The organism is Sphingobacterium anhuiense (genome assembly GCF_042686355.1).
GTDB classification, from domain to species: Bacteria; Bacteroidota; Bacteroidia; order Sphingobacteriales; family Sphingobacteriaceae; genus Sphingobacterium; species Sphingobacterium anhuiense.
The window spans coordinates 121,714-147,114 of the sequence record NZ_JBHUPE010000007.1; the positions used below are offsets into that span (position 1 = coordinate 121,714).

Below are 25,401 nucleotides of genomic sequence, written 5' to 3' on the forward strand. Positions count from 1 at the left end.
GTCATTATTTTTTAAAAACTGTCTTTAATTCCGTACTCATCGAATAAGGGGCTGCGTCTAATGTAGCTCCGCGGTTGTAGTTTGGTTTAGAAGTCATATCAAAGGATAGTGTTCCACCTTTCACTAATTCTTGGTGGCTTAACCAATTCTTAGTGTAGGATTTTCCATTAACTTTTAAGTCATTGACATAGAAATTCTGTGCACTAGCTTGATTTCCGAGGATTTCAACTGTTTTACCATTTTCCAGTTTTAATGTTGTTTTTGCGAAAAGTGGTGCCCCCAATACGTATTCATCGGTAGCAGGACAAACCGGATAAAATCCAAGTGAAGAGAAAACATACCAAGCCGAAGTTTGACCATTATCTTCATCTCCACAATAGCCATCGGGAGTAGCTTGATACATACGATCTAAGACCTGACGAACCCAATATTGTGTTTTCCAAGGTTGAGCACTATAATTATACAAGTAGATCATGTGCTGGATGGGTTGATTACCATGCGCATACTGTCCCATATTCGCGATCTGCATTTCACGAATTTCATGGATCGTACCACCGTAGTAACTATCATCGAAAGCTGGTGGCTGTGTAAATACACTATCTAACATGGTGTTAAATTGTTTATTACCCCCCATCAAACCGATTAATCCTTCTATATCGTGGAAAACACTCCACGAGTAATGCCAGCTATTGCCTTCGGTAAATGCATCACCCCATTTCAATGGATTGAATGGGCTCTGAAATTTGCCATCTTTATTCTTTCCGCGCATTAAGTTTGTTGATGGATCAAATAGATGACGATAATTTTGTGCTCTTTTTGCGTATAGTTCAATATCTGCTTTCGGTTTTTTTAATGCTTTGGCTAATTGATAAATTGTAAAATCATCATACGCATACTCCAGTGTACGTGCTGCGTTTTCATTGATTCCTACATCATAAGGCACATAACCTAATTTGTTATAGTACTCAACTCCTTTACGGCCTACTGCAGTCATTGGTCCCTCATTGTTAGCCCCATGCTTCAAAGCCTCATAAAGTGTATTGATATCGTATCCTCTCAGTCCTTTAATATAGGCATCAGCCACTACTGAAGCAGAGTTATTACCCACCATGATATCTGCAAAACCCGGACTACTCCACTCTGGAAGAAATCCACCTTCTAAATACGCATTTTTCAATCCTTCTTGCATTTCAACATTGATGGATGGATACATGAGATTCAAGAATGGATACAGCGCTCTAAACGTGTCCCAAAAACCTGTACCACCGTATAAATATCCTGGTAATATTTTTCCATTATAAGGACTGTAATGTACCTTTTCTCCAGAGGCATTGATTTCATATAATTTATTTGGAAAGAATAACGTACGGTATAAGGTCGAATAGAAAGTACGCATCTGATCGATATTATCACCTTCTACAGCTAATCGACCTAGCTTTTCATTCCAGATTGCTCTTCCATCAGCCTTTACTTGATCAAAAGTACGGTTACCTAATTCATTGAGATTGAGCAGTGCTTGCTCTGCACTGATAAATGAAGAAGCTACACGAACTTGAACAGGTTTAGATTTATCTTTTACTTTAAAACCTAAAATTGCTCCGGTCTGATCTGCCGTGGATTTTAATTTACCTTTAAAACGTTCCTTACCTTCCCATGTTGAGTAATTATCAAAAGGTTGATCAAATATTAAGACAAAATAATTCTTAAAATTTGTCAATTTTCCACGAGAGTATCGTGTAGAATAACCGATAACCATATTCTTTTCAGGAATAATCTGTACTTCAGATCCCTTATCGAAGGCATCAAGGACAACAAATGCTGAATCTGTCTTATTAAAAGAAAATTTAAAATAAGCGGCACGCTCTGTCGGTGTTAATTCTGCTGTTACATCATGATCCGCTAAATACACGGAATAATAGTAAGGAGTTGCTTTTTCAGCTTTATGTGAAAACCAACTGGCTCTTTCTTCTTGATCAAAAGCGGCTTTACCGGTTACTGGCATTAAAGAAAACTGTCCGTAGTCATTCATCCATGGAGACGGCTGATGCGTCTGCTTCAATCCTCTTATTTTATCTGCGGCATAGGTATATTGCCAGCCATCGCCATTTTTCCCGGTCTGAGGAGTCCACATGTTCATACCCCAAGGTAATCCGATTGCAGGATATGTATTTCCGTTTGACAGCGAAGGTTTTGAATCTGTTCCCATAAGCGGGTTGACCAAATCAACAGGATCAACAGCTTTGCCATTTAATTTCTGGGCAGAAACAGTATTCGTACAAAATAAGGATAGGCTTAAACTCCATGCTATCCCCCATTTTAGGGTTTTAAAAATCATATGTGGTAAGTTAAATTGACATAAATTGGGTATTTCAACATCATAGCGAAGAAATAATTGATTTAACGAGATTAAAGATAAAACCTTTTAGCAATAAATAAAAATAAAATTTACAGCAATTCGCAAATCCTATCTTCTTTATTACAAAGGAGGTATAACAAAAAACAGAAATGTCATCTGAAAGTCTTTTTTACTCACCTTTGGGAAATTATCACATATTTAGCCTATCCTTGTATCAATATAATTTTTAAATAAAATGAATAAAGGAACTGTAAAGTTTTTCAATGAAACTAAAGGATTTGGTTTTATTACCCCTGAAAATGGTGGAGACGATGTATTTGTACACATTTCAGGCTTAAAAGACCAAGTTAGAGAAGGCGATAGCGTTAGCTACGAAATTGAAAACGGAAAAAAAGGCTTAAATGCTGTTAATGTAAGAATAAACTAATTACTATTATATTTTCTTGCAAAAGCAGCTTCCTCACAGGAAGCTGCTTTTTTTTTGTTACAAACAGCAAAAACTCAAATCCAGATATACGATCTTTTAACTCCAGCATAAAAGATTCTTTAACGGTTCTTTTCTACCGTAAAAAATGCTAACATAAATATGCTCAAGAACACTTAAATCCTTGAGCATAACTATACGATATAAAATATATTTTCCTTTACAGATTTTCTTATTTCAATTCGGACAATCTTGTCAAACCTTCCAAATAATAATAATCTGCATAAGCCAGTGGCACATCAATCTCCGAGTTGTGAGGTATACTTCCAACACTATGTTTTAATAAAAAGCCTCCATTTGTCCCATAGTCAGCAAAATAAGCTGGTCCAGATAATGTTTTTAGAGTTGACTTAGCAAATTCTAAATAAGATCTACTCTCTTTCCCTGTAGTAAAAGTAGATAGGTCGACCAATGCTGATGCAACAACCGCCGCCGCCGAAGCATCTCTCGGTATATAATCAAGCTTCAAGTAGGCAAAGTCAAGATCTGACTTATACCCTTCCTGCTGTGCATTAAAATCCCAGTAAGGAATCTTATCCTTGGGTAAGTTCTTATGATTCATATAAAAACTTGCTGCAGCTTTGGCTGTCTCCAGAAACTCTTTCTTTTTGGTTTCTTTATACATCATCGTAAAACCATAGATTGCCCAGGCCTGACCTCTCGCCCAAGTCGAATTATCAGCATAACCTTGATTTGTTTGCCTATGGATGGCCTTACCATTTTCATCATAATCCACAACATGGTAGGTACTGTGATCCGGACGGAAATGATTCTGCATTGTTTTGGTTGCATGGCTGATCGCAACATTTCTAAATTTAGGATCTCCTGTAATATCCGAAACATAACACAACATCTCCAAATTCAGCATATTATCAATAATAACAGGATACTGCCAAGTTGTTTTGCCGTCCCATGACTTCTTTTGATTCCATGATTTAATCAATCCTACTTTTGGGTTATATCGTTTTAAAGCAGTATTAGCTGAGTGAATAATAATATCTTTATAAGCTTCTACCTTTTTTGGATCTTTGAGATATTTGATCGCATTACCATAAGAACAGTACATCACAAAACCAATATCATGGTGCTGGTCAAGGTTTTTCGCTTTCTCTAAAGCCTCGGTCCACTTTATCGCCTCGTTCTTTATTCCTTCGTCACCTGTTTTGTTGTATATGTACCAAAGCGATCCAGGAAAGAAACCTCCTGTCCAATCCCACTCACTCGTCACGACCAACTCACCTTTCTTATTTATTGTTCTTGGAAAATTTTTCAATTTATCAGCTTGCTTTGCTAAATATGTATATTGCTTTTCCGAAGCTTCAAAACTTTTCTTGATAAATGGCAATTTATTAGGTATAAAACTTAGTGTTAAACCTGCCACTGTAAGCCCCAATAAAGGAATCAATATTTTTCTTTTCATAAGAATCTTCATAATATAAATAGTAAACACATAAAATCTCTTTATTAAATAGCATCTCAATATAATCTGTGCTATCTATTTTTGAGAATAACACAAAGGATACTAGTCATTCAAAATTATTTGACGGTAAATATATAAGTACCTTTCTCTTTTATTTTTTTCGCTTTCAATGATAATCTAAAGATAGCATCACCCCAGACCTGACTTAGTCTGATATCAGACTGAGGAATAGCTTCAAATTCAGCATCAAATTCAGCAACATTATATTCTAGATGATATTTTCCTCCATTCAACGCAATCTTTCCCCCGGAAACAACCGGTTTTTCTGCCAATAAAAAATGAATTACATTAGATAATGTAGGTGTTTTAAGATCAAATTTATCTATTATTTCCAGCACCCCGTTTTTTAATTGATAACTACGATTCCATGAATTGATCGCAGCCTGACTTGAATAAGCTCCTGCAATATTCAGTTTAAACAACTTTTTCTTCGGATCAAATGATACATCTTGCGCCTTATATGAAGCTCCGAATACTTGATCATGACCATTGATCTGTGGCAGGTTGTGATAACCACTTTGCATGGACCAGATGTCGTAACGTTCACTGCTAAAGGTCTTCTTATTATATGTACCAACACCGGCATCGATAAAAATAGGTTTTTCAGCACGATATAGAATAAATGTTCCGATGTCATTATGATTATGACTTTCATTATTATAACCGCCTTTCGCAGCAAAAAATAAATCGTCATCTTTCATGTATAAGAATTCTGTTTGCGGATACCACTTGTAGCTATTTGTTGGAAGTTTTCCCGACCCATTTTCAATTTCGTTCAAACTCAATAGATCTTCGAGACTTCTGAAGATATCACGATCTGATTTAAAAGAAGGTTTTCTTTTATTTTGCAGATAACGTGCAAAATCGATCATTTCTGTACTGTTGACAGCTTTTCCATAACGGTATATCAAATACGGGTCACCACCGCCTTTTGCAGAAGCATCGGCAAAATTTACAACCCAATTATCTCCGCCGATATATGACTGCGCAATATACTCTCCCATATTTCGAACCACGGGTTGATTGAAAATATTAATTTTATTACCTGTTGCATCTGCCAAGATCTTGAGGTAATCATAGAGCTTACCTGCTGCATGCCCCCAATAAGAAGGCCCTTCTTCACAAGCTCCATCTGCTTTGACATAGTTCATAAACATATCGACAGATTGCATCGTTTTATATATACCGGCGCGCTGTTTCTCGACGTCATCTTCGATGAGCAATAAACAGGTCAGTATATTAAAATTACACCAAGGATTCCAATTATTGACCATCTGATTCGGTTTTCCCGCAAGTGCTTGCCACCACATATCATTGCGGTTCAAATAGGGTGTAATAACTCGATCCTGAACTGATTTTTTTAGACGTCTACTAATCTCGGGATTAATCTTGTCCATTTCAGGATGCAGGTAATAGTATATCCAAGAAAGCATGGATCCCATATCGCCTGCGACTAGATCTACGACGTGCGTACCTTCTTGTGGTAGCGTACGTTTTGAAGATTGAAAAGCGGGTAGATGTGCAGATAATGACCACGTACTCATCTCGGTAAAATACCAGATGCCATTGATAATCTGATCTAAGTAACGGCCTTTTCCTTCAGCCAATTCGGCTAAAAACAAGTTGCTCAATGCGATCGCATTTTCATTCATCGGCTTCTCCATGATCACACGTGACCCTGTTCGCTCATAGGCCAGATAATCTGAGGCTTTCACAACCTGCCATTGATAATCTAGATCACTATTTCCTTTATTTAATAAAGTACCAGCTATTGTTTTCGTCAACTCAGACCAAGCTGCTCGATCCTGATACTCTGGGAATGGAACCCATTGCTTAGTCGGAAGCAGATCTCGTTGGAGATCTGCTGGATTAAATTTTCCGCTTAATAAATTTAGTTCATCTGCCTTTATCACTGCAAAAAAACAAATTTGTAAAAGCAATAAGCACATCAATAACTTTTTCATAAGATCTATGTTGATATAAATTTGGAAATAACCCTATTCATGTATTCACTCAATTTAACTCCTCTAGTAGCTCGCCACCAGCATTAAAATGCTGTATTCACTTTTCTTGATAAAAAGAGTCATCATATCTGTTGATGCCAAATTTGAAATTAAAAAGTGTACCATCATAACAATAAGATTTAAACGGAATATTTTGTATTAATCATAATTTGAAACTATATTAAGAATATCCTTGAGTGGGATTTACCTACTTTTAAATTTCTAAGATAAGGTATTTCAACATTAAAAATGTTGAAATTATCGCAATCGATTTCGATAAAATATAAAAGGAAAGATAATAAGCAATAAGCTGGTGGGAAATATCGCCTTTAATATAATAGGTTAAATTATGTTGAATAGAAAAGACCAAGCTTCATAATGAAACTTGGTCTTTTTTAATATCGATTATTATCTTTTTGATTTGAAAAGAATCACTGATGTAATAAATATTTTTTGATTAATTCAACTGTAATGATGCTGGTCCAAATTCTTCAAAATAAATGGCTGACTTCTCGACTCCATGTTCCAATAAAAAATGATAATGTTTTGAAATGAAGGGAGCTGGACCACAAATAAAATATTCTGCTTCCGGTTGCAATACCACATTTTTTATTTGCGCAAGCTCTACCCAGCCTTTATACTCAAATGCTGCTGTTTCCTCAATATGATCATAAAAAATATGGCGATCGATCTTATTATCTCTAGCGATTTCTGCAAGCCTATCCTTGAATGCATGCACCGACTCATTTCTACAACCGTGTATCCAGGTAATTGGAATAGGTGACTCTACTTTATCTTTTACCAATTCTTCAAGCATCGCCATCAAAGGAGTTTGTCCGACTCCGCCACTTATAAATACTTTTGGGTTTTGATTTTCTAGTTGGAGCACAAATGTTCCCGCCGGTGCAGATAAATCGACCAAGTCACCTATTTCCACATGATTATGAAGATGGTTACTGATCATCCCGTCAGGATGTTTAGTTCCGATTTCTCGTTTCACAGAAATACGGTAGTATTTTCCATTTGGGGCACATGAAATACTATACTGTCGCGGTTGCAACAGATCCAATTCTGGTAAGAATAAACGTAGGCTTATATACTGGCCTGGCAAAAAATCAGCCACTGCTCCGCGATCACTGGGATATAGATAAAATGAGGTTATCTCTTCCGATTCTTTAATTTTTTGCTTTACAACAAAAGGTCTCCAACCAGACCAACCTCCGACTTTGGCTGTTTGCTTGCTATAGAGTGACTGCTCGTGACCAGACATCAGAGAAGCAAGTTGCCCATAAGCCAGAGTCCAAGCCTCTAACAGTTCCACTGAAGCAGCATCGCCTAGAACCTCAGCAATGGATGCAATTAAGTGATTGCCCACAATTATGTAATGTTCCGGACGGATAGATAAACTGGTATGCTTATGACCGATACCATTGACAACCGGCATCAATACACCTGGGTTTTCGATATGTTCTGCGTACGCCAGTACGGCCATTGCTAGCGCTGTCTGCTGTTTATTATTCTGCTGGTTGCCCATGTTGAACACATGTTTCAATTCAGGGTTATGCTCAAACATACGTTTATAAAAATGTGTTGTCAATAACACACCATGCTCTTTTAAAATTGGCACAGTAGCCTTTACTAATTGTTTTTGATCTGCTGTCATGTTATATCAATAAAAATAAAAGATAATTACATCTTTTATTGTTGTAAAAAAATGCTTTATGAAACAAAGTACTAGAAACGTGGCTAATTGCTATAATTAATCATTTTATATGATAAACTTAAAATAAATAAACTCATCTCTAAGTCTCACAAAGATAAAAATAATAAAAGACTTTTCCATCTTTTATTTAAAAACTTATAACACAAGCAAGAAATACAGCCACTACTTTGCTATTTCAGGATACGTATAGACATTATAAGGGTTTATCTTTTTTGCTACGGTATAAGCGATCAATACTGCAATTGCTACTGGAAATAGTAGGATATATGCACCCGGAGCCATACTGCAGATCAAGAACAAGGCAGTGAAACGACCATGAATAGCAGCTGCTAATGTCGAAGCGGCACCTACCAAGGCAAAATTTAAAATCAATAAATCTAAACCAAAAATCATATTGCAAAACAATGCAACTGTCATACCCAAAAAAGCCCCAGCAACAATACTTGGCGCAAATACTCCACCATCACCACCGGCGCCCAAAGTAAGGGATGCGACCAAGGGTTTCAACATGACCAAAATCAGTAATGATATCGGAATCATCACTACTCCCTCTGATGCTGTAGACAATTTGATCATTTGCTGAAGACCGTGATAACTATCTCCGTACAAGGCAGGAAAGAACAAAATAAAGCTTCCTACGGTAATTGCACCAATATTAACTCTCAAAAAATTACTATTTATTCGAGCAAAAAGTTTTTTAGAAGTCAAGACCAGTTTCATAAAATAATTAGCCAATACTGCTCCGAATACAGCGACCAACATCATAAACGGCAGTCCATACCAATGCCACTCCACAACTGGAAAGGATAACAATGGTTCTTTTTCAAAAAAATGTATCCCTACATAAGCGACAATTCCAGCTATTGTACAGCTCAATAAAACAGTTTTCTTTAATCCTCGAGCGATCACCTCAATAGCAAAAAACCAACCGCCTAAAACAGTTCCAAACAACACGGCGACACCCGCTGTCACGCCAGCACAAATTAGTTCGCGCTTATATTTCATCGGTGCCCAGCCTTTTTTACTCATTTGATTGCCCAATGAAGCGGTAGCGACAACTGTAGAAACCTCTATACCCGTGGATCCTCCAAAAATAACCGTAAGAAGGCCGTTAATAAAATGTGATGGAATTTTATAAAACGGAAGATGATCTTGACGTGTATCCAGAGAACGGTAAATTTCACGAATGCCTTTATTCTTCTTATTTCGAAATACGTATTTCCGCAAAAAATAAATGATAGTAATACCTATGGACGGAAAGATAATATAGAGATAATGATTGATTTTCGACACATGCTCGAACAGATAATCTTGCCAATAGGTAGTGAGGTGTTTGAGTGTATACGCCAAAAGTCCAGATAGCACAGCAACAATAATACTGCCTATCATGAGCTTAAAATAACTGTACAGTTTTATTTTATCTTTCATGATCGATTTCCTATTCTGGCGCAAAGCTAGCATAAAAAAATGCAGTAATTCAAGTATTTGCAAGAAAAACTGTGCAAAATCTAGGTTAGTATCATTATTAATCCATGAATATAAAACTGTACATACAAACATAAAATCAAAGAACACCTCAGTAACATATAAATTGTTTACTAAAATACTGAACCATTTAAATTAGTATAATGAATTATTTTTCAGTTATTCCTCGATTATTTAACAAAAATTATCCCTTGAAAGAGAAAAAAAATCACTGTAACAATTAAATTTATGTAGATTTGTAGCTACAAGCCATTGGACAATGAATATATCATTTTACAATAAATGATGAAAGAAAAGAACTCGAATAAATTGGAACAGATCAGTTTTTAATATCTTTTATTCCTTTTACTTATTTAGTAGACCAACGGCCAAATTAGCTGTAATCAGTATTCCTTTTATCAATTATATTTTATTATCATGAATATCTTGGCACGATTTTTACTTCATGATGGGAAATTTGAATAGGGTATTACTGACGACAAAAACCAACAATTTTTAAAATTAGGTAGTTGTTTCAACATCTATCTTATATCAAAGTTATTGTAATAAAATCACCTACTATTTGAAACATGTTTCATGATTAACCTTACGCTGCTAAAGAGAAAATTTCGAAAAGACAATCCAAGATGGGTTATTCTTTTAATTGATTTGTTTATCGTATTTGTCTGTTATGCTATTTCTAATTTCATTTTTAACAGCATGCATGAACAATATTCGACGGCCATGATGCTGAAGAAAAGTATTCTTATTTTACTGGTATATAGCTTTGCTTTCTCGATAATGGGGACCTATAAAGGCATTATTCGTCAAACTGGTATTCAAGATGCTATAAAAATATTTAAAACGGTCTGGTTGGCATTTATGTTGTTAGCAATACCAACGATTGCTATTCGTTACTATATTCCAAAAGGAACCATTGCTGGCGATTTCTTACGCCTCTCGTACATCATACTTTTTATGCATAGCTTTTTCACCATGGTGATGTTGGTTGCAGCACGTGTAACTTACAGAAGCATTTATGACATGCTTTTTCTTCCCAATCGGAAAAATCGAAATGTATTAATTTTTGGAGCTTCCAGACCTGGATTAGTAGCTTATTCACTTTTACGTGAAGACCGCCGTATCAAAAATCATGTTGTTGCGTTTGTCGAAGATAAAGTTTCACGTGTAGGTAAACGTATTACGGGATTACGTATACTCTATCTGGAAAAAATAGATCAAGCCTTCATTGACCAATTCAATATATCAGAAGTTATTATTGCAGTGGAAAACAATGATCCAGAAAGGTTAGTACAAGTAACAGACCATTTTCAACAACTTAATCTTGAACTGAAAATCATGCCGAATTCACGGGTTATGTTAAATTCTGGTGCCAAACGTGAGATTCGTCCACTAAAGATTGAGGACTTATTAGGAAGAAAAGCGATTAAGATTGAAAATCCGGGAATTGATGCAGAATTGGACAATAAAGTAATTTTGATAACTGGTGCTGCCGGTTCGATCGGAGGAGAATTATCCCGTCAGATTTCACAACGCAATTACCGTCACCTTATTTTATTGGATCAAGCCGAATCACCACTTTACGATCTTCAACAATCGCTAAAAGCTTCTCATCCCGATCGCGTTAAGTGTATTGTTGGTGACGTTCGTGATAAGCTATTTTTGGAACGGATCTTTAAACGTTATCGCCCACAGATGATTTTTCATGCGGCGGCGTATAAACATGTTCCTTTAATGGAACAAAACCCATATGAAGCTATCTGGACCAATTTAATTGGCAGTAAAAATATGGCGGATTTGGCTGTCGCATATGGTATCCATAAGTTTGTCATGGTGTCTACAGATAAAGCTGTCAACCCAACTAATGTCATGGGAGCAACAAAGCGGGCGGCTGAGATATATGTCAACAGCTGTAGCGCATTAGGAAAAACCAATTTCATTGTGACACGATTTGGGAATGTATTAGGGTCAAATGGATCTGTTATTCCATTATTTGAAAAACAAATGGAGCAAGGTGGGCCATTGACACTGACACATGAAGACATCACACGATATTTTATGACTATACCAGAAGCTTGTCTATTAGTTCAAGAAGCTGGTGTTATGGGCAATGGTGGAGAAATCTTTGTTTTTGATATGGGTAAATCTGTCAAAATTATAGATTTGGCCAAGCGCATGATCAAGCTGAAAGGTTACCGCTATCCTGAAGATATTGATATTAAGATAGTAGGCTTAAGACCAGGCGAGAAAATATTTGAGGAATTATTAGCGAATGATGAAAATACACAAAAAACGCATCATCCTAAAATTATGATCGCTCAAGTAAATCGAGAAGACATAGCTGAAAAATGTCATCTAATTGAGCAGTTGAGCCGTGACATTACTTCGTTTGACAAAAGTGATATCAATGACATGCAACTAGTGCTACAGCTTAAGAAAATTGTTCCAGAATTTAAGTCACAGAATTCGATATTTAAAGATTTGGATGACCATCTTGAAGAAAAAGTTATTTTAAACACTTAATATTCGATAAATAAATATCGTTACAAAACAATAAATAACCCGCTTTACTATATATAGGTGGGTTATTTTTTTTGAGTTTTATATCTGTGAATAAAAGATGTACAGTCGCTGTCTTAATCTCCTGTTTGTTTCACAATGAATTTACCCATCTCTAAAGGCTCTCTTCAAATATTTTAATACATTTATTTCTCATACAATTCCAATTATTCTTTCGTAATTTGCCATCGAATTCTTCATCGGATTGCTATTTATAAAAAATAAATTCATTCGATTCAAGTATTTTGGATGAGAATCCGGTAGTCAAATTTATATGTACTCAAAGAGTTCAATATAATGAGCCATTATGTAGCAATACTGATTTCCTTTTTCATATCATCCAGTCTGTAAATAGAGTAAGAACAAAGATGAAAGACAAAAAAATATATATAGCAGGTCATCGTGGTATGGTTGGTTCAGCAGTCAAAAGAAATTTAGAGAACTTAGGTTACCATAATTTCGTTTTACGAAGTTCTGCTGAACTGGATTTAAGAAACCAGTCCGAAGTACAGGAATTTTTCAGGAATGAAAAGCCAGCCATTGTAATTGATGCTGCTGCAAAAGTAGGAGGTATATTAGCCAATAACAATTATCCTTATCAGTTCTTGATGGATAACATGCAAATTCAAAACAACCTTATAAACGAGTCATTAAAAAACGATGTTGAAAAGTTTATTTTCCTAGGTTCTTCTTGTATTTATCCCAAATTTGCACCTCAACCTTTACAAGAATCCAGTTTATTGACGGATAGTCTAGAGCCAACAAACGAATGGTATGCCTTGGCAAAGATTGCGGGGGTTAAAGCATGTCAGGCGATACGTAATCAATTTGGAAAAGATTATGTTAGCCTTATGCCTACAAATTTATATGGCACACATGACAATTTTGATCTCACAAGCTCACATGTCCTGCCAGCGATGATTCGAAAATTTCACGAAGCGAAATTAGAAGGACATACCACAGTCAACTTATGGGGATCTGGAAGTCCGATGCGCGAATTTTTATTTGTGGATGATTTAGCTCGAGCTGTTGCATTTGCGTTAGAAAATAAGCTTCCTGAGTACCTATATAATGTCGGTACAGGAATAGATCTTAGTATCAAAGATTTAGCCACTCTCATTCAATCTGTTGTCGGTCACCAAGGAGAAATTAACTGGGACAGCAGTAAACCCGATGGAACTCCACGCAAACTTATGGACGTCAGTAAGATGCATGAATTGGGATGGAAACATCAAATTGAATTAAAGGATGGTATTCAGACTACCTATCAATGGTTTTTAGAAAATCAGGATAACTACAAAGAAGTAAAATTATAAGTATTCAATACTACTTAAATTAAGCATATAATTAAGATGAAAATTGCATTAATCACTGGTGTAACCGGTCAGGATGGCTCATATTTAGCAGAACTATTATTAGAAAAAGGCTATATGGTTCATGGTATCAAACGCAGAGCATCCTCTTTCAACACACAGCGTATTGACCATATTTATATGGACCAACATGAAAACCATGTCAATTTTAAGTTGCATTATGGAGATTTGACCGATTCAACTAATATCATCCGTATCATTCAAGAAGTACAACCTGATGAAATTTACAATCTGGGGGCGATGTCACATGTTAAAGTATCTTTTGATTCACCAGAATATGTAGCGAATGTCGACGGTATCGGAACATTACGTATTCTTGAAGCTGTACGCATCTTAGGTCTAGAGAAAAAAACACGGATTTATCAAGCATCTACTTCCGAATTATACGGTTTGGTTCAAGAAGTTCCTCAGAAAGAAACTACACCATTTTATCCGAGATCACCTTATGGAGTCGCAAAGATTTATGGTTTTTGGATTACGAAAAACTATCGTGAAGCATATAAGATGTATGCTTGCAATGGTATTCTTTTCAACCACGAATCGCCACGAAGAGGTGAAACTTTTGTTACTCGCAAGATTACGATGGCTACAGCTGCCATTGCACACGGCAAACAAGAATGCTTATACTTAGGTAATCTCAATGCACAGCGCGATTGGGGGCATGCAAAAGACTATGTGGAAGCCATGTGGCTTATCTTGCAACAAGATGTAGCCGAAGATTTTGTCATCGCAACAGGGGTAACCACTTCTGTTCGTGAGTTTGTACGTATGGCATTTGCTGAAATAGGTATAGAACTCGAATTTGAAGGCAGTGAAGCTGCTGAAGTTGCAAAAGTAAAAGCCTGTAATCACCCCGATTATCAATTAGAAATCGGGAAAGTTGTTGTAAAAGTTGATCCACAATATTACAGACCTACTGAAGTCGATTTATTGGTAGGTGACCCAACTAAATCAAACACACAATTAGGGTGGAAGCCGAAATACGATCTTGCAGGTTTAGTAAAAGAAATGATGGAATGTGATGTTGCTTTAGTCAAAAGAGATTTCTTACTAGCCAATCATTCACAGGTTAAATAGATACGACCTCTCATAACGTTCAAAATAAAATAGGGTAGTGCATTGCAATGAGTTGATGCACTACCCTATTTTATTTTGAAGACAAATTTTCAAACGTTCTCCTATTAGTCTTTACTTATCCATCTACATTACTTTTTGAAAATACACGAGTTTTCCCGATTTTGTGATACCTTGGATAGTTACCTGTACCTTTCCGGCTCGATTATTATTTAAAAATTCGATCTCTTTTGCTGCAACGTTCTTATAGTAAACCAGTATGGGATTCCAGTACAATGTAATACGATCTCCAAAACCGCTTAAATTTAAATTTTCATTTACACTCTGAAAAGGGCGGAGTGATGTATATCCTTTAACTTTCTGCAAATCAACTAACCTTCCCCTATCTCGTACCACTTCAGAGGACGGGAGCGTATAAACGGCGACCACAGGTCCACGACTAACCGTTGGCGTAGGTCCTTCAATTACCTTCACATAAGCAATTTCATTCATAGCCAGGTAGCTTACTTCCTCCGCAGTTGTTTCGATCTCATTGATATAATATGCGACAACATCACTTTTAAATTTCACGATTGGCACATTTGTCATGGGTTGACTAATAATCTGTAATCCCGCAATCTTACCCAGCTGTAGATAAGTAAACAGGTTAAAACTACCTTTGGACTCTTTGTCGCCCTGAATATCTATGCCCCTTCCATCTTTTGAAAATAGTCCACTTTTAGCATATTTATTATTCAAATCTTTTACCCTTTGTTCATTTACTATTTTGCCGCTAATCTTTACTGTATCAAGTTTGGTTATATCCCTTTTCAACAAAGTCGCCATATACCGAGCTCTAAAATTATCAAGTAACGGATTTTTTTCTACTTCCGGGTTTATCCATAACGATCCTGCATATGGTATATTTCTCAAAGTATCTACCTTGGACATATCATAAAAAGTATAATTCACTTTAAAAGGTATGAACCTCATTTTATCCTCCACCTGCGTGACCCGTAACTGTACGGTGTCAAATGGAACATAGTCCGTTATTTTAAAACTATTCTCGCCATCAAAAGGTACTTCCATATAACGCATAACCGGGTCCAGTTCACCTTGATACCCAAATGAAATACCACGCTTCGCTTTTCCATCCTCAGCTAAGTTGTCTAAAGTCTTTTCTATTTTTTTCTTACCCTTTTCTTTTAACTCCATTTTACCATGTAATAGTAATATATCATCTGGTTTCCTTTTACCATTATCTGGAATAATAAATTCATCTTTGGATAACGCTGCAATGTATCGCTCATCTTTAGTAATGTCTTGAACAAATTGATTTTCAAATGGCTTTTTTGCTATATTTTTAAATAAGAGATCTGATATCATCGTAGCAGTGCTATCTAATGGAAAAATTCCATCAATAATAGAAACTGAAACATTCGCCAGCTCACCTTCTGGCAATTGAACACGTAACAAATTTTTCCCCAATGGTTCCGAAGAACGATTGACAAAGCTAACATCTGGCGTTATAAAAGTTTCTTGACTTTTAGTGATCAAACCTTCTTTTTGTAATAGATTTCCATTACTATCGTACAACAAAAACTGGAGAACACCATTTACTAATCCATCCTTTGGCAATACAAGTGTTTTTACATCTTGCCCATCCTGTATGATTACTTTTTCATCAAATAATTTTTGGTGATCGAGATAAGCTTGAACAATAACTTCATCGTTTATTTTTCCAACTTTAGAAACCGTCAGTTTATATTTATCTGCACTTTCTCCTACAGTTATCTTATAACCATGATCAACAACGTTAGGTAATACTGTTTTAATTTTTTCACCACCTACCATCTGCCATTCCAAAATATATTCGTTGGCCTCAGGAGTTAGGAATACATTGACTTCTCCATTTTTATCGCTTTCAAATTCTTCTACCACTTTTCCATCGGCTGTTTTGATTTGCCCCTTAAAAGAAGTATTTGCTGGATTTTTAAAAAGGAATCCAACTGGTTCATGGAGCAGCATCTGTTTTATTTTCGGATAAACGATCAATTCGGGTATTTGACTCATTCCATCATTCAATACAATTTTCTCCTCTTTTTGATAAATTGCAATACTTTTATCATAAATCAGATTAGGAAAATCAAATGTGTTTTTTGTAAAAGCATTCAATAAAATCCGATGTTCTGTATAGTTTTTAGGCACCAAATATTGAGCTGCAAAAACTCCATCAACCACAACATAAACATTATTTTCCAGTACCGCCCCCTCTCCATCAGCCCAATCAATATAGACATTTCGTGTAGCACTATCCAAAACACCATCTGTCACTACATATCCCTTAAACAAGATTGTATCCCCAGGAAAATACTCGGTTCGATCCAAGTGAATTGCTATTTTGGAGATTGATTGTGCCTGTGTAAAAAGACTAAGAGAAATTAAATTAAAAAAGGTAATGAAGCGCAGTAGTTTCATGTATTTATTATGGCTTTGGTTTATAAAATTGAATGGATAGCAATTCCCATCTAAAGTAATAATAAATCATAATACTTAAGTATAAAATTTTTAAGCTATTAGAATATTTGAATTTTCAACTAATGTTCACACCTCACTTCATAATAAAGGTTTTAGCAATTCATCTTGTCTAAATTCCAATCTTTCTTCTGATAATGATAAGACTACAATAGTATAAAAGAAAAAATACATTTACTTGAGAAACTGTATGACATATGATATCGTCATACTATCCTTGCTAAGCAAGGTAACAGATTTTACTCTGTTAAGAATTTAAATGGGTATCACTAAAAGTAAAAAAGCACGGAATTAAATCCCGTGCTTTTTTTCAATACTACCAGTTAGGGTTCTGTTCTAACTTTACATTTTTAGCAAGTTCAGAAGTTGGCAATGGCCATAGATAATCTCGATCCTTATCAAATCTACGTAATGTAGCAGGTTGCAAAATTATATAATTCTGATCGTTTACTAGTGTCTTATCCGACCATTTGTCACCTGTAGCTGTTAGATATTCTGTAAATAAATAACTACCTAACAATGCTTTTGGCAACTCAATTTCTGCTGTTTTCCATCGAATCAAATCCCAATATCCATGCCCTTCAAAGGCCAGCTCAACTTTTCTTTCACGTCGAATTTCCGTCCTCATATTTAGTCCATTACTATTTACAAAAGCATTGGTTAATTTAGGCATTGCAACATAATTTGGTGCAGCATCTGTACCAATATTCACTTGTGGCAATCGGCCTCGAAGTGCATTGATCGTTTGATCCAATACCATATCACTGATTGTTCCATCCAACTCATACACTGCCTCAGCATAATTTAAAAGCACTTCAGCATAACGAATGACAGGTCGGTCTATATAAGATGCTTGAAGTGTCCAAAAATCTTTTTTAGCATATTTTCGTATACCGTATCCACTTCTTTGATAACTAGGATTCGGTATCGTGTAATTACTACTGGAAATAAACTCATCTCCCCTTTTAAAGATACTGAAACTCATACGCGGATCTTTTTTACTGAAATATTGAGCGTGAGTCATTGATTTATCAGGTTTCTGATATAATGGTGATTTTTCAATTGGTAAGCCATCTGCCATCAAATAGTTATCAACAAAATTTTGAGTTGGGACTACAGAATTTCCTTCATAATAGCGCTGTACTGGAGTAGAAATCACACTATTATCGCGATTAATCCCATATGTCTTTACTATTATATTTTCTTTATTCGATCGGCCTTCACCAGCCTCTTGGAATAAATTAAAATAAGCATTATTAATAACTTCACCGTGACTTCCTACAGCCGATGCAGTAAACAAAGTATGTGCGCCAGAGGTAATAACGGCTTCGGCAGCCTGCTTGGCGATGGTTAAATGTTTCTTTTGCTCACCATAATTATGAAACTTTTCTCGCGTTCCTTCGAACAGAGCTACTCTAGATTTAAATGCTAGCGCTGCAGTTTTAGAAATTCTGCCATATTCTTTTGCGGTATTTAGTTCATCTGCAGATCGTAAAACAGATATTGCATAGTCCAGGTCATCCAAGATGAATTGAAAAAGTTCTTCCCTTGAAGCGCGTACTTTAAAAATATCAGGATCATCTACAGTCATCGTTTTTGTGATCAATGGTACTCCTCCAAAACGTTTAAACATTTCAAAATAATACCAAGCCCTAAAAAACCTTGCCTCACCCACATACCAATTTATTTGCGTCAGATCACCACCCTTTTTAATAACCTCTTCAGATTTTTCAATTAGTTTATTAGCTTGAAAAATACCATTATAATTATAATCTGTACTAGTGGCCGGGGTTGCGCGAGAACCATCGCTTATATTATTTGATGAAGTATTCGGGTAAGCATCTGTTGACCAATTATCTACAGTTACATCTGCTAATGTTAGTCCTGGTATTGTAGAATAAAAATAATTAGCCGCCAACCTGATATCTGCCACCGTATTCCAAAAGTTAGCATCACTCATTGTTGTCTCTGGCACTTCATTAATATCACAAGAAATAAAAGAGCTAAAAGAGACCGATGCTAATAATAGATATAAAATTCTTTTTTTCATAATCATTGTTCTTATTATAAATCAATATTTAAACCGAAAGAGATAGAAGTTGCGAATGGATATGGAGATACTTTACCATCCTCAGGCTTCATCTCTGGATCGATCACTCCCTTATAAATTCCCAATCTAGAAATTGTCAATAAATCTTCTCCAGAAACATACATACGTACACGAGAAAATGGTAATTTCTTAACTGTTTCCCGCGTCAAAGAATAACCAATCTGGATATTTTTCAATCGTGCATATGCACCACTCATAAACCATTTATCCGAATTTTGAAAGTTTTGAGTTCCTTCTAAATAAGGGCGCGGATAAGCTGCATCTCTGTTCTCAGGAGTCCAATAATCCATATGAAAATTCATTGGCAGATAATACGAATATAATTGAGGTTGAATTAATTCATTACTTGGTTTAAACTTACGCTTACCAATCCCTTGAACAAACATACTGAAATCTAAGTTTTTATACCCAAAATTAAAGTTGAACCCATACTGATAGCGTGGATTAATATCTCCCAGATACTGCAAATCACCAGCATCACCAACGATATTTTTTCCTGGCGAAATTTCACCATTTCCATCTAGATCTACATAACGAATATCACCTAACCCAGGTACGCCCGCTTTATTTATCAACTTAGCATAGCTTGGTGCATTTTTTAGATCCTCTTCTGTCTGAAAATAACCGTTGGTTTTATACGCCCAAATTGAATTAAGCGCATACCCTTCTACCAAATTATTAACACCAGAATAAATAATATTATCCGCGCCACCATATTTCAGAAGCTTATTTTGATTATCTGCAAGATTAAATGATGCTCCAAAAGTAATATCGTCACCGATCTTATCTTGATATCCTAAAGCCAGTTCCCATCCCCAGGTCTTCATTTTTCCAACATTAGATTTGGGAACATCAATCCCGATCGTTGCGGGCAAACTTACTCTTACAAGCATATTGTTATTATATTTATTATAATAATCAAATGATCCTTTCAGCTTTCTATTCAAAAAGCTAAAATCCAAACCAAAGTTTTGTGTCTCTATTGTTTCCCATGAAAGGTTAACAGCAGGAATCATACTTTGATATAAATATGTCTGTCTACTATCACCTAATAAGACATTGGACCCTGTTTGTAATTGCGCTATAAAATCATAATATCCAATTCCTACCTTCGAGCCAACTTTACCCCAAGAAATACGTGGTTTTAGCTCATTAACAACAGTGGAAATACCATCAAACCAAGATTCTTTAGACATATTCCATCCTGCAGAAAATGATGGAAATACCTTCACTCGTTGTCCAGGAGTTAATCGAGAGCTTTCATCACTTCTTATCGTTGCTTCAAATAAGTATTTCTCTTTATAATTATAGTTGAAACGACCGAAGTATGATTGCATCTTCTCTGTTAAAGCTGATTGTGAATTTGACTTATTCACTGGATCTGAAGTGAAATTCAAACTCGGATTATCATTAACATATAGATTTTTGGTTGTTGCTCCCAAAGTTTGATAGTCATATGAGTACAACTGATATCCACCCATGATATGGAAATTATGATCTGAACCAAGTTTAAAATCATAATCTGCTACAGCCTGATAATTCTGACTCAGGGTTTTATAGTCCATTATTGAATAATTATTTGGATTATTCAATTGACTGGCAGTATTAGCTTCAGGTCCAGAATAGAAGGTTACGGTACGTCTGAAGTTTCGATTTTGCTTAGTAATATCTTCTCGACTATACATTAATTTGACTTCAAGCCCTTTTACTAACTTGTGTATCGTTGCAGTTGCATTGTTAAAATAAGTACTGCTACGATCTCGGTTGAATCCTCCGTCTTTCAACAAAGCATAACCAAAAGCAGATGAAGTACCGCTACGATAATATGTTCCGTCTTCATTAAAAATAGGGAACCGCATTCGTGAAGAAAAAAATTGACGTAGTATTCCATTTCCACCTCCATCTAAACCATATCCACCATCCTGCGGATTATCTGTAGCTTGATCGATAAATGCACTACCAATATCCAACTTGATATATTCGTTTACTTTTGCAGAAATATTTGCACGTGCATTCCATCTCGTAAAATGATCTTCTCCAATCTTAAACATACCTGCCTGGCTCATATTTCCCAATGACGCCATATAAGTTACATTTTCATTTCCTCCGGAAAACTGCAGATTCGTATTATTCATTGTATAAGACTTTTTAACCACCTTATCAATCAAATTTTCCTGATTGTATGTTCTCCACTGACCGTTAGAGCCTAGAACAAACGTTGGACCATTGATAGCATAATTCAGATCTTCTTCATTATACTCTGGCGCTAATCCGGCATTTGCTCTTGCTGTATTAACATAGTTCATTTCATCGATCAAAGACAGTCTTTCAGGAATATTAGCCGGCATTTGCCAGGCCATATTACTCATCAATGAAATTCGTGATTTACCCTTTTCACCCTTTTTCGTGGTAACCAAGAGAACTCCTCCTGCAGATTGTGCTCCATAGATAGCTGTAGCTCCACCATCTTTCAGAATACTAATATTCTCAATATCATTAGGATTTAAAGCCATGAATGTACCTTCAGAACTTATAACTCCATCGATAACAACCAAAGGCGCAACGCCACCATTCGCTGAAGTAGCTCCACGAACTTCCATATTTAAACCTTGGGCACCTGGTCTTCCCGAGTTTCGACTAATTACTAAACCAGGAGCTGCACCCTGAAGCATATTGACTACAGTAGGTGATGGTCTATCTTTTAATACTTTTGCATCGACCTGTGACACTGCACTTGTTAAATTGGTTTTCTTTTGATTACCATATCCAACTACCACAACCTCATCAAGAACATCTTCAGTTTGCTTTAAAATTACTTTTGCAGCACCAGAAGCTAGTACTTCTTGGCCAATATAACCAATTGAACTAAAAACTAAAATAGGGTCGGGAGTACTTACAGCTAAATTATAATTTCCATTAATATCTGTTGAAGTCGAGTTTTTACCACCTTTTTCTCTTACTGTAACGCCGCTGACAGCTTTACCAGTTGCATCAACCACTTTACCAGAAATGTTTTGTTGCGTTCGTAATTTAGCATACACCAGGCTTTCCGGGAAAAGTATACTTGCTGTTGCCTGATTAGGCAATACACTAAGTGAAAGTGGTGTTAAAAGTGCAAGATGACAGTATAATTGTGACCAGCCTTTCTTCTTTAAGTAATTGTTTTTAACCATATTCAATGTATTAGGTTTTTATTCGTGTAACTTTTGGTTATAGTGAAACAAGTCTAAACAAAAAAAAAACACGTATACTATCGCTCAAATCAAGCAATCGATTGCACTGCATACGAAAACGATGTAGAAAAGATATGGGTCAAATATATTTTGCACGAACATGCAAAACAAATGCGGTATAATCTCAATATTATACCGCACAAGGGAAAATTATTGAATGAGAATCTTAAGTGAAAAAGGTAATATTACACATCAAAATGTTAGATATCTAAATAAATTAGTAATCACAACATCTAATAGTTACTTATAATTTAACTCTCGTATATTAAAACATTATTTATTCGTAAATAAACTTGTAGTAAGCGTTTCACTTTCAAAAAAATGAGAATGAGATCCAATTATATTTGTCCGATAAGCTGAGGTAAAGCCATTCTAAACCAATACGTAAAAATATCTGGTTGATCATTTATCTTTTGGAGCAATTCTAACTTATCAATCCATTTAAAGGCCTGTACCTCATTAGTATTCGGCACAGGCTGTTGATCGGTATATCCTACTAATACATGGTCATATTCGTGTTCGATAAGTTCATTTTCAACAGGAGTATGGTAAATAAATGCAAATACTCTTTTTAGATCACATTGCAGACCCATTTCAAATTGTAAGCGCTGTTCGGCACTCTCTTTAATATCTTCATCTAATTGTGGATGCGAGCAACATGCATTCGTCCACAATCCGCCACCATGATATTTTTCATTCGCTCGTTGATGAATTAGCATCTGTCCTTTGCTGTTAAAAATGAAAATAGAAAATGCGCGATGCAAAATTCCCTTTTCATGCGCCTCCATTTTGTCCATTTCACCTAATACGTGATCCTGTTCATCTACCAATATAACTTTATTTCTTTTCATATTTTTTACCGACAATAAATTTACAATGCTTGCTTATATACTCTGAGTGCTCTTTCACGTGCTTCCTCGTGCGACACTATCGGTATTTGAATATTTTTTTCATAATCAGGATTCCAGGTTTTAACATAAGAAAGATCAGCATCAAATTTTAAAGTTTGCGCTGTGGGATTAAAAATACGGAAATAGGGGGCTGCATCACAACCACATCCAGCCACCCACTGCCAGTTGCCATTATTGGCCGCCAGATCATAATCTAATAATTTTTGCGCAAAATAAGCCTCACCCCACCGCCAGTCAATTAGTAAATGTTTACAAAGAAAACTAGCTGTAATCATCCGAACCCTATTATGCATAAACCCTGTTTCATTAAGTTGCCTCATTCCTGCATCGACAATTGGATAACCGGTTTTACCTAGACACCATAATTGAAATTCAGTTTCGTTATTGCGCCAAGCGATGGAATTATATTTTGTTTTAAAGCTATCGGCTACAACGCGTGGATAGTGGTAGAGGATTTGCATAAAAAACTCTCGCCAAATTAATTCTGAAAGCCAAATTTCATTATGTTTCAAAGCAAATGCTACGCAAGACCTTATTGATATTGTTCCAAATCTTAATGCAATACCCAGATGTGTAGTATGGTCTAGTCCTGGAAAATCACGTTTTTTATCATAATCCTTTATAATCGCGAGATCTAAATTGGGTTGTTTAAATACTATATCGGTTTTTTGAAAGCCAAACTCCTCCAAATCTTTAATTTTCACCGGATTAGATTTATAAAATTGTTCTAAAGGAACTCTTACAGGAGCATAATTTGCTGGAGCTAATACGCTCTTCCATTTTTTCGAATAGGGCGTGTATACAGTGTATGGCGTACTATCATCTTTAACAATATCCGATTTTTCAAATATGACCTGGTCTTTATAAGTATTAAATTGAATGCCTCGCTCTCTTAGGTACGAATCTATCAGCTCATCTCTTTTTATTGCCTGTGGTTCATAATCCCTATTACAATATACACCTTGAATATCATAAATTTTAGTAATAATCTCAAAAATCTCCAGTGGTTTACCGTGATAAGTCCGCAACGTTGACCCATAATTATGCAAGGTTCTGTTTAGCGAACTCAAAGCTTGGTGAATATAATCCACCCGCCTGTCTTCCTTTACTTCCAGCTTTTCCAGTATATCTCTATCAAAAATAAATATAGGAAGTACAGGATAGCCAGATATTATGGCCTGTTGCAAGCCCACATTATCTTCTAGACGTAGGTCACGTCTAAACCAAAATATAACAACTTTATCCTTCATATTTGTTTTATTTTATCACTGATAAGACGATCATTATCTAAATTGCGATCATTTACCTTTTGAAATTGTTTAAAAAAATAGATATTGAGCATAAACTGGGTATAACCATACACCGCATCTTCTACTAGAATGGTCAGTATACGAATATTGAGTATTTGATCCATATTATAATTCACTATTGGAGACTCCAATCCGTTTCCTATCAGTACACCGTTTACCATAAAAAACCAGGCATTAAGCACAGATAAACAAAAGACCCCTTACCAATCCAGCTCACTTTAGTGATATAGTATTTATAAGCAACTACTATACTTCCCTTAAAAAATGTGGCAAAATGTTTATAAAACTGTATTCGATGATCAAAAGAAAAAATAAAGCAAATAATAATTGTCAGAAAATTGATCAGTACATAAGTGTATTTTTGCATGCATAATTCTATTTAAAATACTTGACCGGAACTCAAAGGAATCCGAAACATTCACCCTTCTCTCTTCCTAAATGTTTATTATGTTGTCTATGTACCCTTCTAATTGCCAACAAATATGGATTCTTAGTAACACTCAGAAAACCAATGCGTTGATGTATAAAAATATTATGTATAAAAAAGGATGCCATACCATTATAGAGTGACTTCTAAATCAATGTGAAAAAATAATTAAATCACTGCCTACCACCGAAATACATTAAAATAATCGCAGGAATAGCGAAAATAATAAAGAAATAATCATTTTTTCCCATATTCCCCTAAGTACTATGATCATGATGATCTCTATGCAAAATCCATAAAAACCCATGCACAACATACTTATGAATCAACCAAGTAGCTCCTTCCATTATAAAAAAGAT

The 25,401-nt window shown here is 35.6% G+C and carries 15 protein-coding genes; 4 read left to right on the forward strand and 11 right to left on the reverse strand.

What is annotated here, in order from left to right; genetic code table 11:
• Window positions 1-4: 4 nt before the first annotated feature.
• A complete protein-coding gene (locus ACFS6I_RS17290) occupies window positions 5-2,335 on the reverse strand; it encodes a GH92 family glycosyl hydrolase (RefSeq protein ID WP_380922442.1) in 2,331 nt (776 codons plus the stop codon).
• A gap of 256 nt (window positions 2,336-2,591) precedes the next feature.
• Here ACFS6I_RS17290 and ACFS6I_RS17295 point away from each other — a divergent pair, with 256 nt between their 5' ends.
• On the forward strand, window positions 2,592-2,783 hold the full coding sequence (locus tag ACFS6I_RS17295; protein WP_021190047.1) for a cold-shock protein: 192 nt from the start codon (window positions 2,592-2,594) through the stop codon (window positions 2,781-2,783).
• Between the two features lie 229 nt (window positions 2,784-3,012).
• On the opposite strand, the gene ACFS6I_RS17300 is transcribed toward ACFS6I_RS17295, so the two are convergent.
• From ACFS6I_RS17300 to ACFS6I_RS17315, 4 genes are all read right to left on the reverse strand, one after another.
• On the reverse strand, window positions 3,013-4,260 hold the full coding sequence (locus tag ACFS6I_RS17300; RefSeq protein WP_380922444.1) for a glycoside hydrolase family 88 protein: 1,248 nt from the start codon (window positions 4,258-4,260) through the stop codon (window positions 3,013-3,015).
• Between the two features lie 116 nt (window positions 4,261-4,376).
• Window positions 4,377-6,284: a heparinase II/III domain-containing protein gene (locus tag ACFS6I_RS17305; protein ID WP_380922446.1), complete on the reverse strand. Its 1,908-nt coding sequence runs from the start codon at window positions 6,282-6,284 to the stop codon at window positions 4,377-4,379.
• A 496-nt stretch (window positions 6,285-6,780) separates the two neighbouring features.
• Window positions 6,781-7,986, reverse strand: a complete 1,206-nt coding sequence (gene hmpA / locus ACFS6I_RS17310; RefSeq protein ID WP_380922448.1) for an NO-inducible flavohemoprotein — start codon at window positions 7,984-7,986, stop codon at window positions 6,781-6,783.
• A 222-nt stretch (window positions 7,987-8,208) separates the two neighbouring features.
• Window positions 8,209-9,474, reverse strand: a complete 1,266-nt coding sequence (locus ACFS6I_RS17315; RefSeq protein WP_380922450.1) for a chloride channel protein — start codon at window positions 9,472-9,474, stop codon at window positions 8,209-8,211.
• Window positions 9,475-10,107: 633 nt separating this feature from the next.
• Here ACFS6I_RS17315 and ACFS6I_RS17320 point away from each other — a divergent pair.
• The 3 genes from ACFS6I_RS17320 (at window position 10,108) to gmd (ending at window position 14,540) form a co-directional block, all read left to right on the forward strand.
• The gene (locus ACFS6I_RS17320) at window positions 10,108-12,054 is read left to right on the forward strand and encodes a polysaccharide biosynthesis protein (RefSeq protein ID WP_132840825.1); all 1,947 of its coding nucleotides are present in this window, start codon (window positions 10,108-10,110) and stop codon (window positions 12,052-12,054) included.
• A 404-nt stretch (window positions 12,055-12,458) separates the two neighbouring features.
• Entirely contained in the window at window positions 12,459-13,406 is a 948-nt protein-coding gene (locus ACFS6I_RS17325; protein WP_380922453.1) for a GDP-L-fucose synthase family protein, read from the forward strand.
• A gap of 36 nt (window positions 13,407-13,442) precedes the next feature.
• The gene (gene gmd, locus ACFS6I_RS17330; protein WP_021190041.1) at window positions 13,443-14,540 is read left to right on the forward strand and encodes a GDP-mannose 4,6-dehydratase; all 1,098 of its coding nucleotides are present in this window, start codon (window positions 13,443-13,445) and stop codon (window positions 14,538-14,540) included.
• Between the two features lie 123 nt (window positions 14,541-14,663).
• Here gmd and ACFS6I_RS17335 read toward each other — a convergent pair whose 3' ends face one another.
• From ACFS6I_RS17335 to ACFS6I_RS17360, 6 genes are all read right to left on the reverse strand, one after another.
• Window positions 14,664-16,994, reverse strand: coding sequence for a hypothetical protein (locus ACFS6I_RS17335; protein ID WP_380922455.1), 2,331 nt, complete (start codon window positions 16,992-16,994; stop codon window positions 14,664-14,666).
• A 373-nt stretch (window positions 16,995-17,367) separates the two neighbouring features.
• Window positions 17,368-19,101, reverse strand: a complete 1,734-nt coding sequence (locus ACFS6I_RS17340; protein ID WP_380922457.1) for a RagB/SusD family nutrient uptake outer membrane protein — start codon at window positions 19,099-19,101, stop codon at window positions 17,368-17,370.
• Between the two features lie 14 nt (window positions 19,102-19,115).
• A complete protein-coding gene (locus tag ACFS6I_RS17345; protein WP_380922459.1) occupies window positions 19,116-22,334 on the reverse strand; it encodes a SusC/RagA family TonB-linked outer membrane protein in 3,219 nt (1,072 codons plus the stop codon).
• 398 nt (window positions 22,335-22,732) lie between these two features.
• Window positions 22,733-23,245 (reverse strand): isopentenyl-diphosphate Delta-isomerase, encoded by a 513-nt coding sequence (gene idi / locus ACFS6I_RS17350; protein WP_380922461.1) that lies wholly within the window; start codon window positions 23,243-23,245, stop codon window positions 22,733-22,735.
• A gap of 20 nt (window positions 23,246-23,265) precedes the next feature.
• Complete coding sequence (locus ACFS6I_RS17355; protein WP_380922463.1) at window positions 23,266-24,555, reverse strand: cryptochrome/photolyase family protein; 1,290 nt, start codon at window positions 24,553-24,555, stop codon at window positions 23,266-23,268.
• On the reverse strand, window positions 24,552-24,776 hold the full coding sequence (locus ACFS6I_RS17360) for a lycopene cyclase domain-containing protein (protein ID WP_380922465.1): 225 nt from the start codon (window positions 24,774-24,776) through the stop codon (window positions 24,552-24,554). The genes ACFS6I_RS17355 and ACFS6I_RS17360 overlap by 4 nt, the downstream gene beginning before the upstream one ends.
• Window positions 24,777-25,401 lie beyond the last annotated feature (625 nt).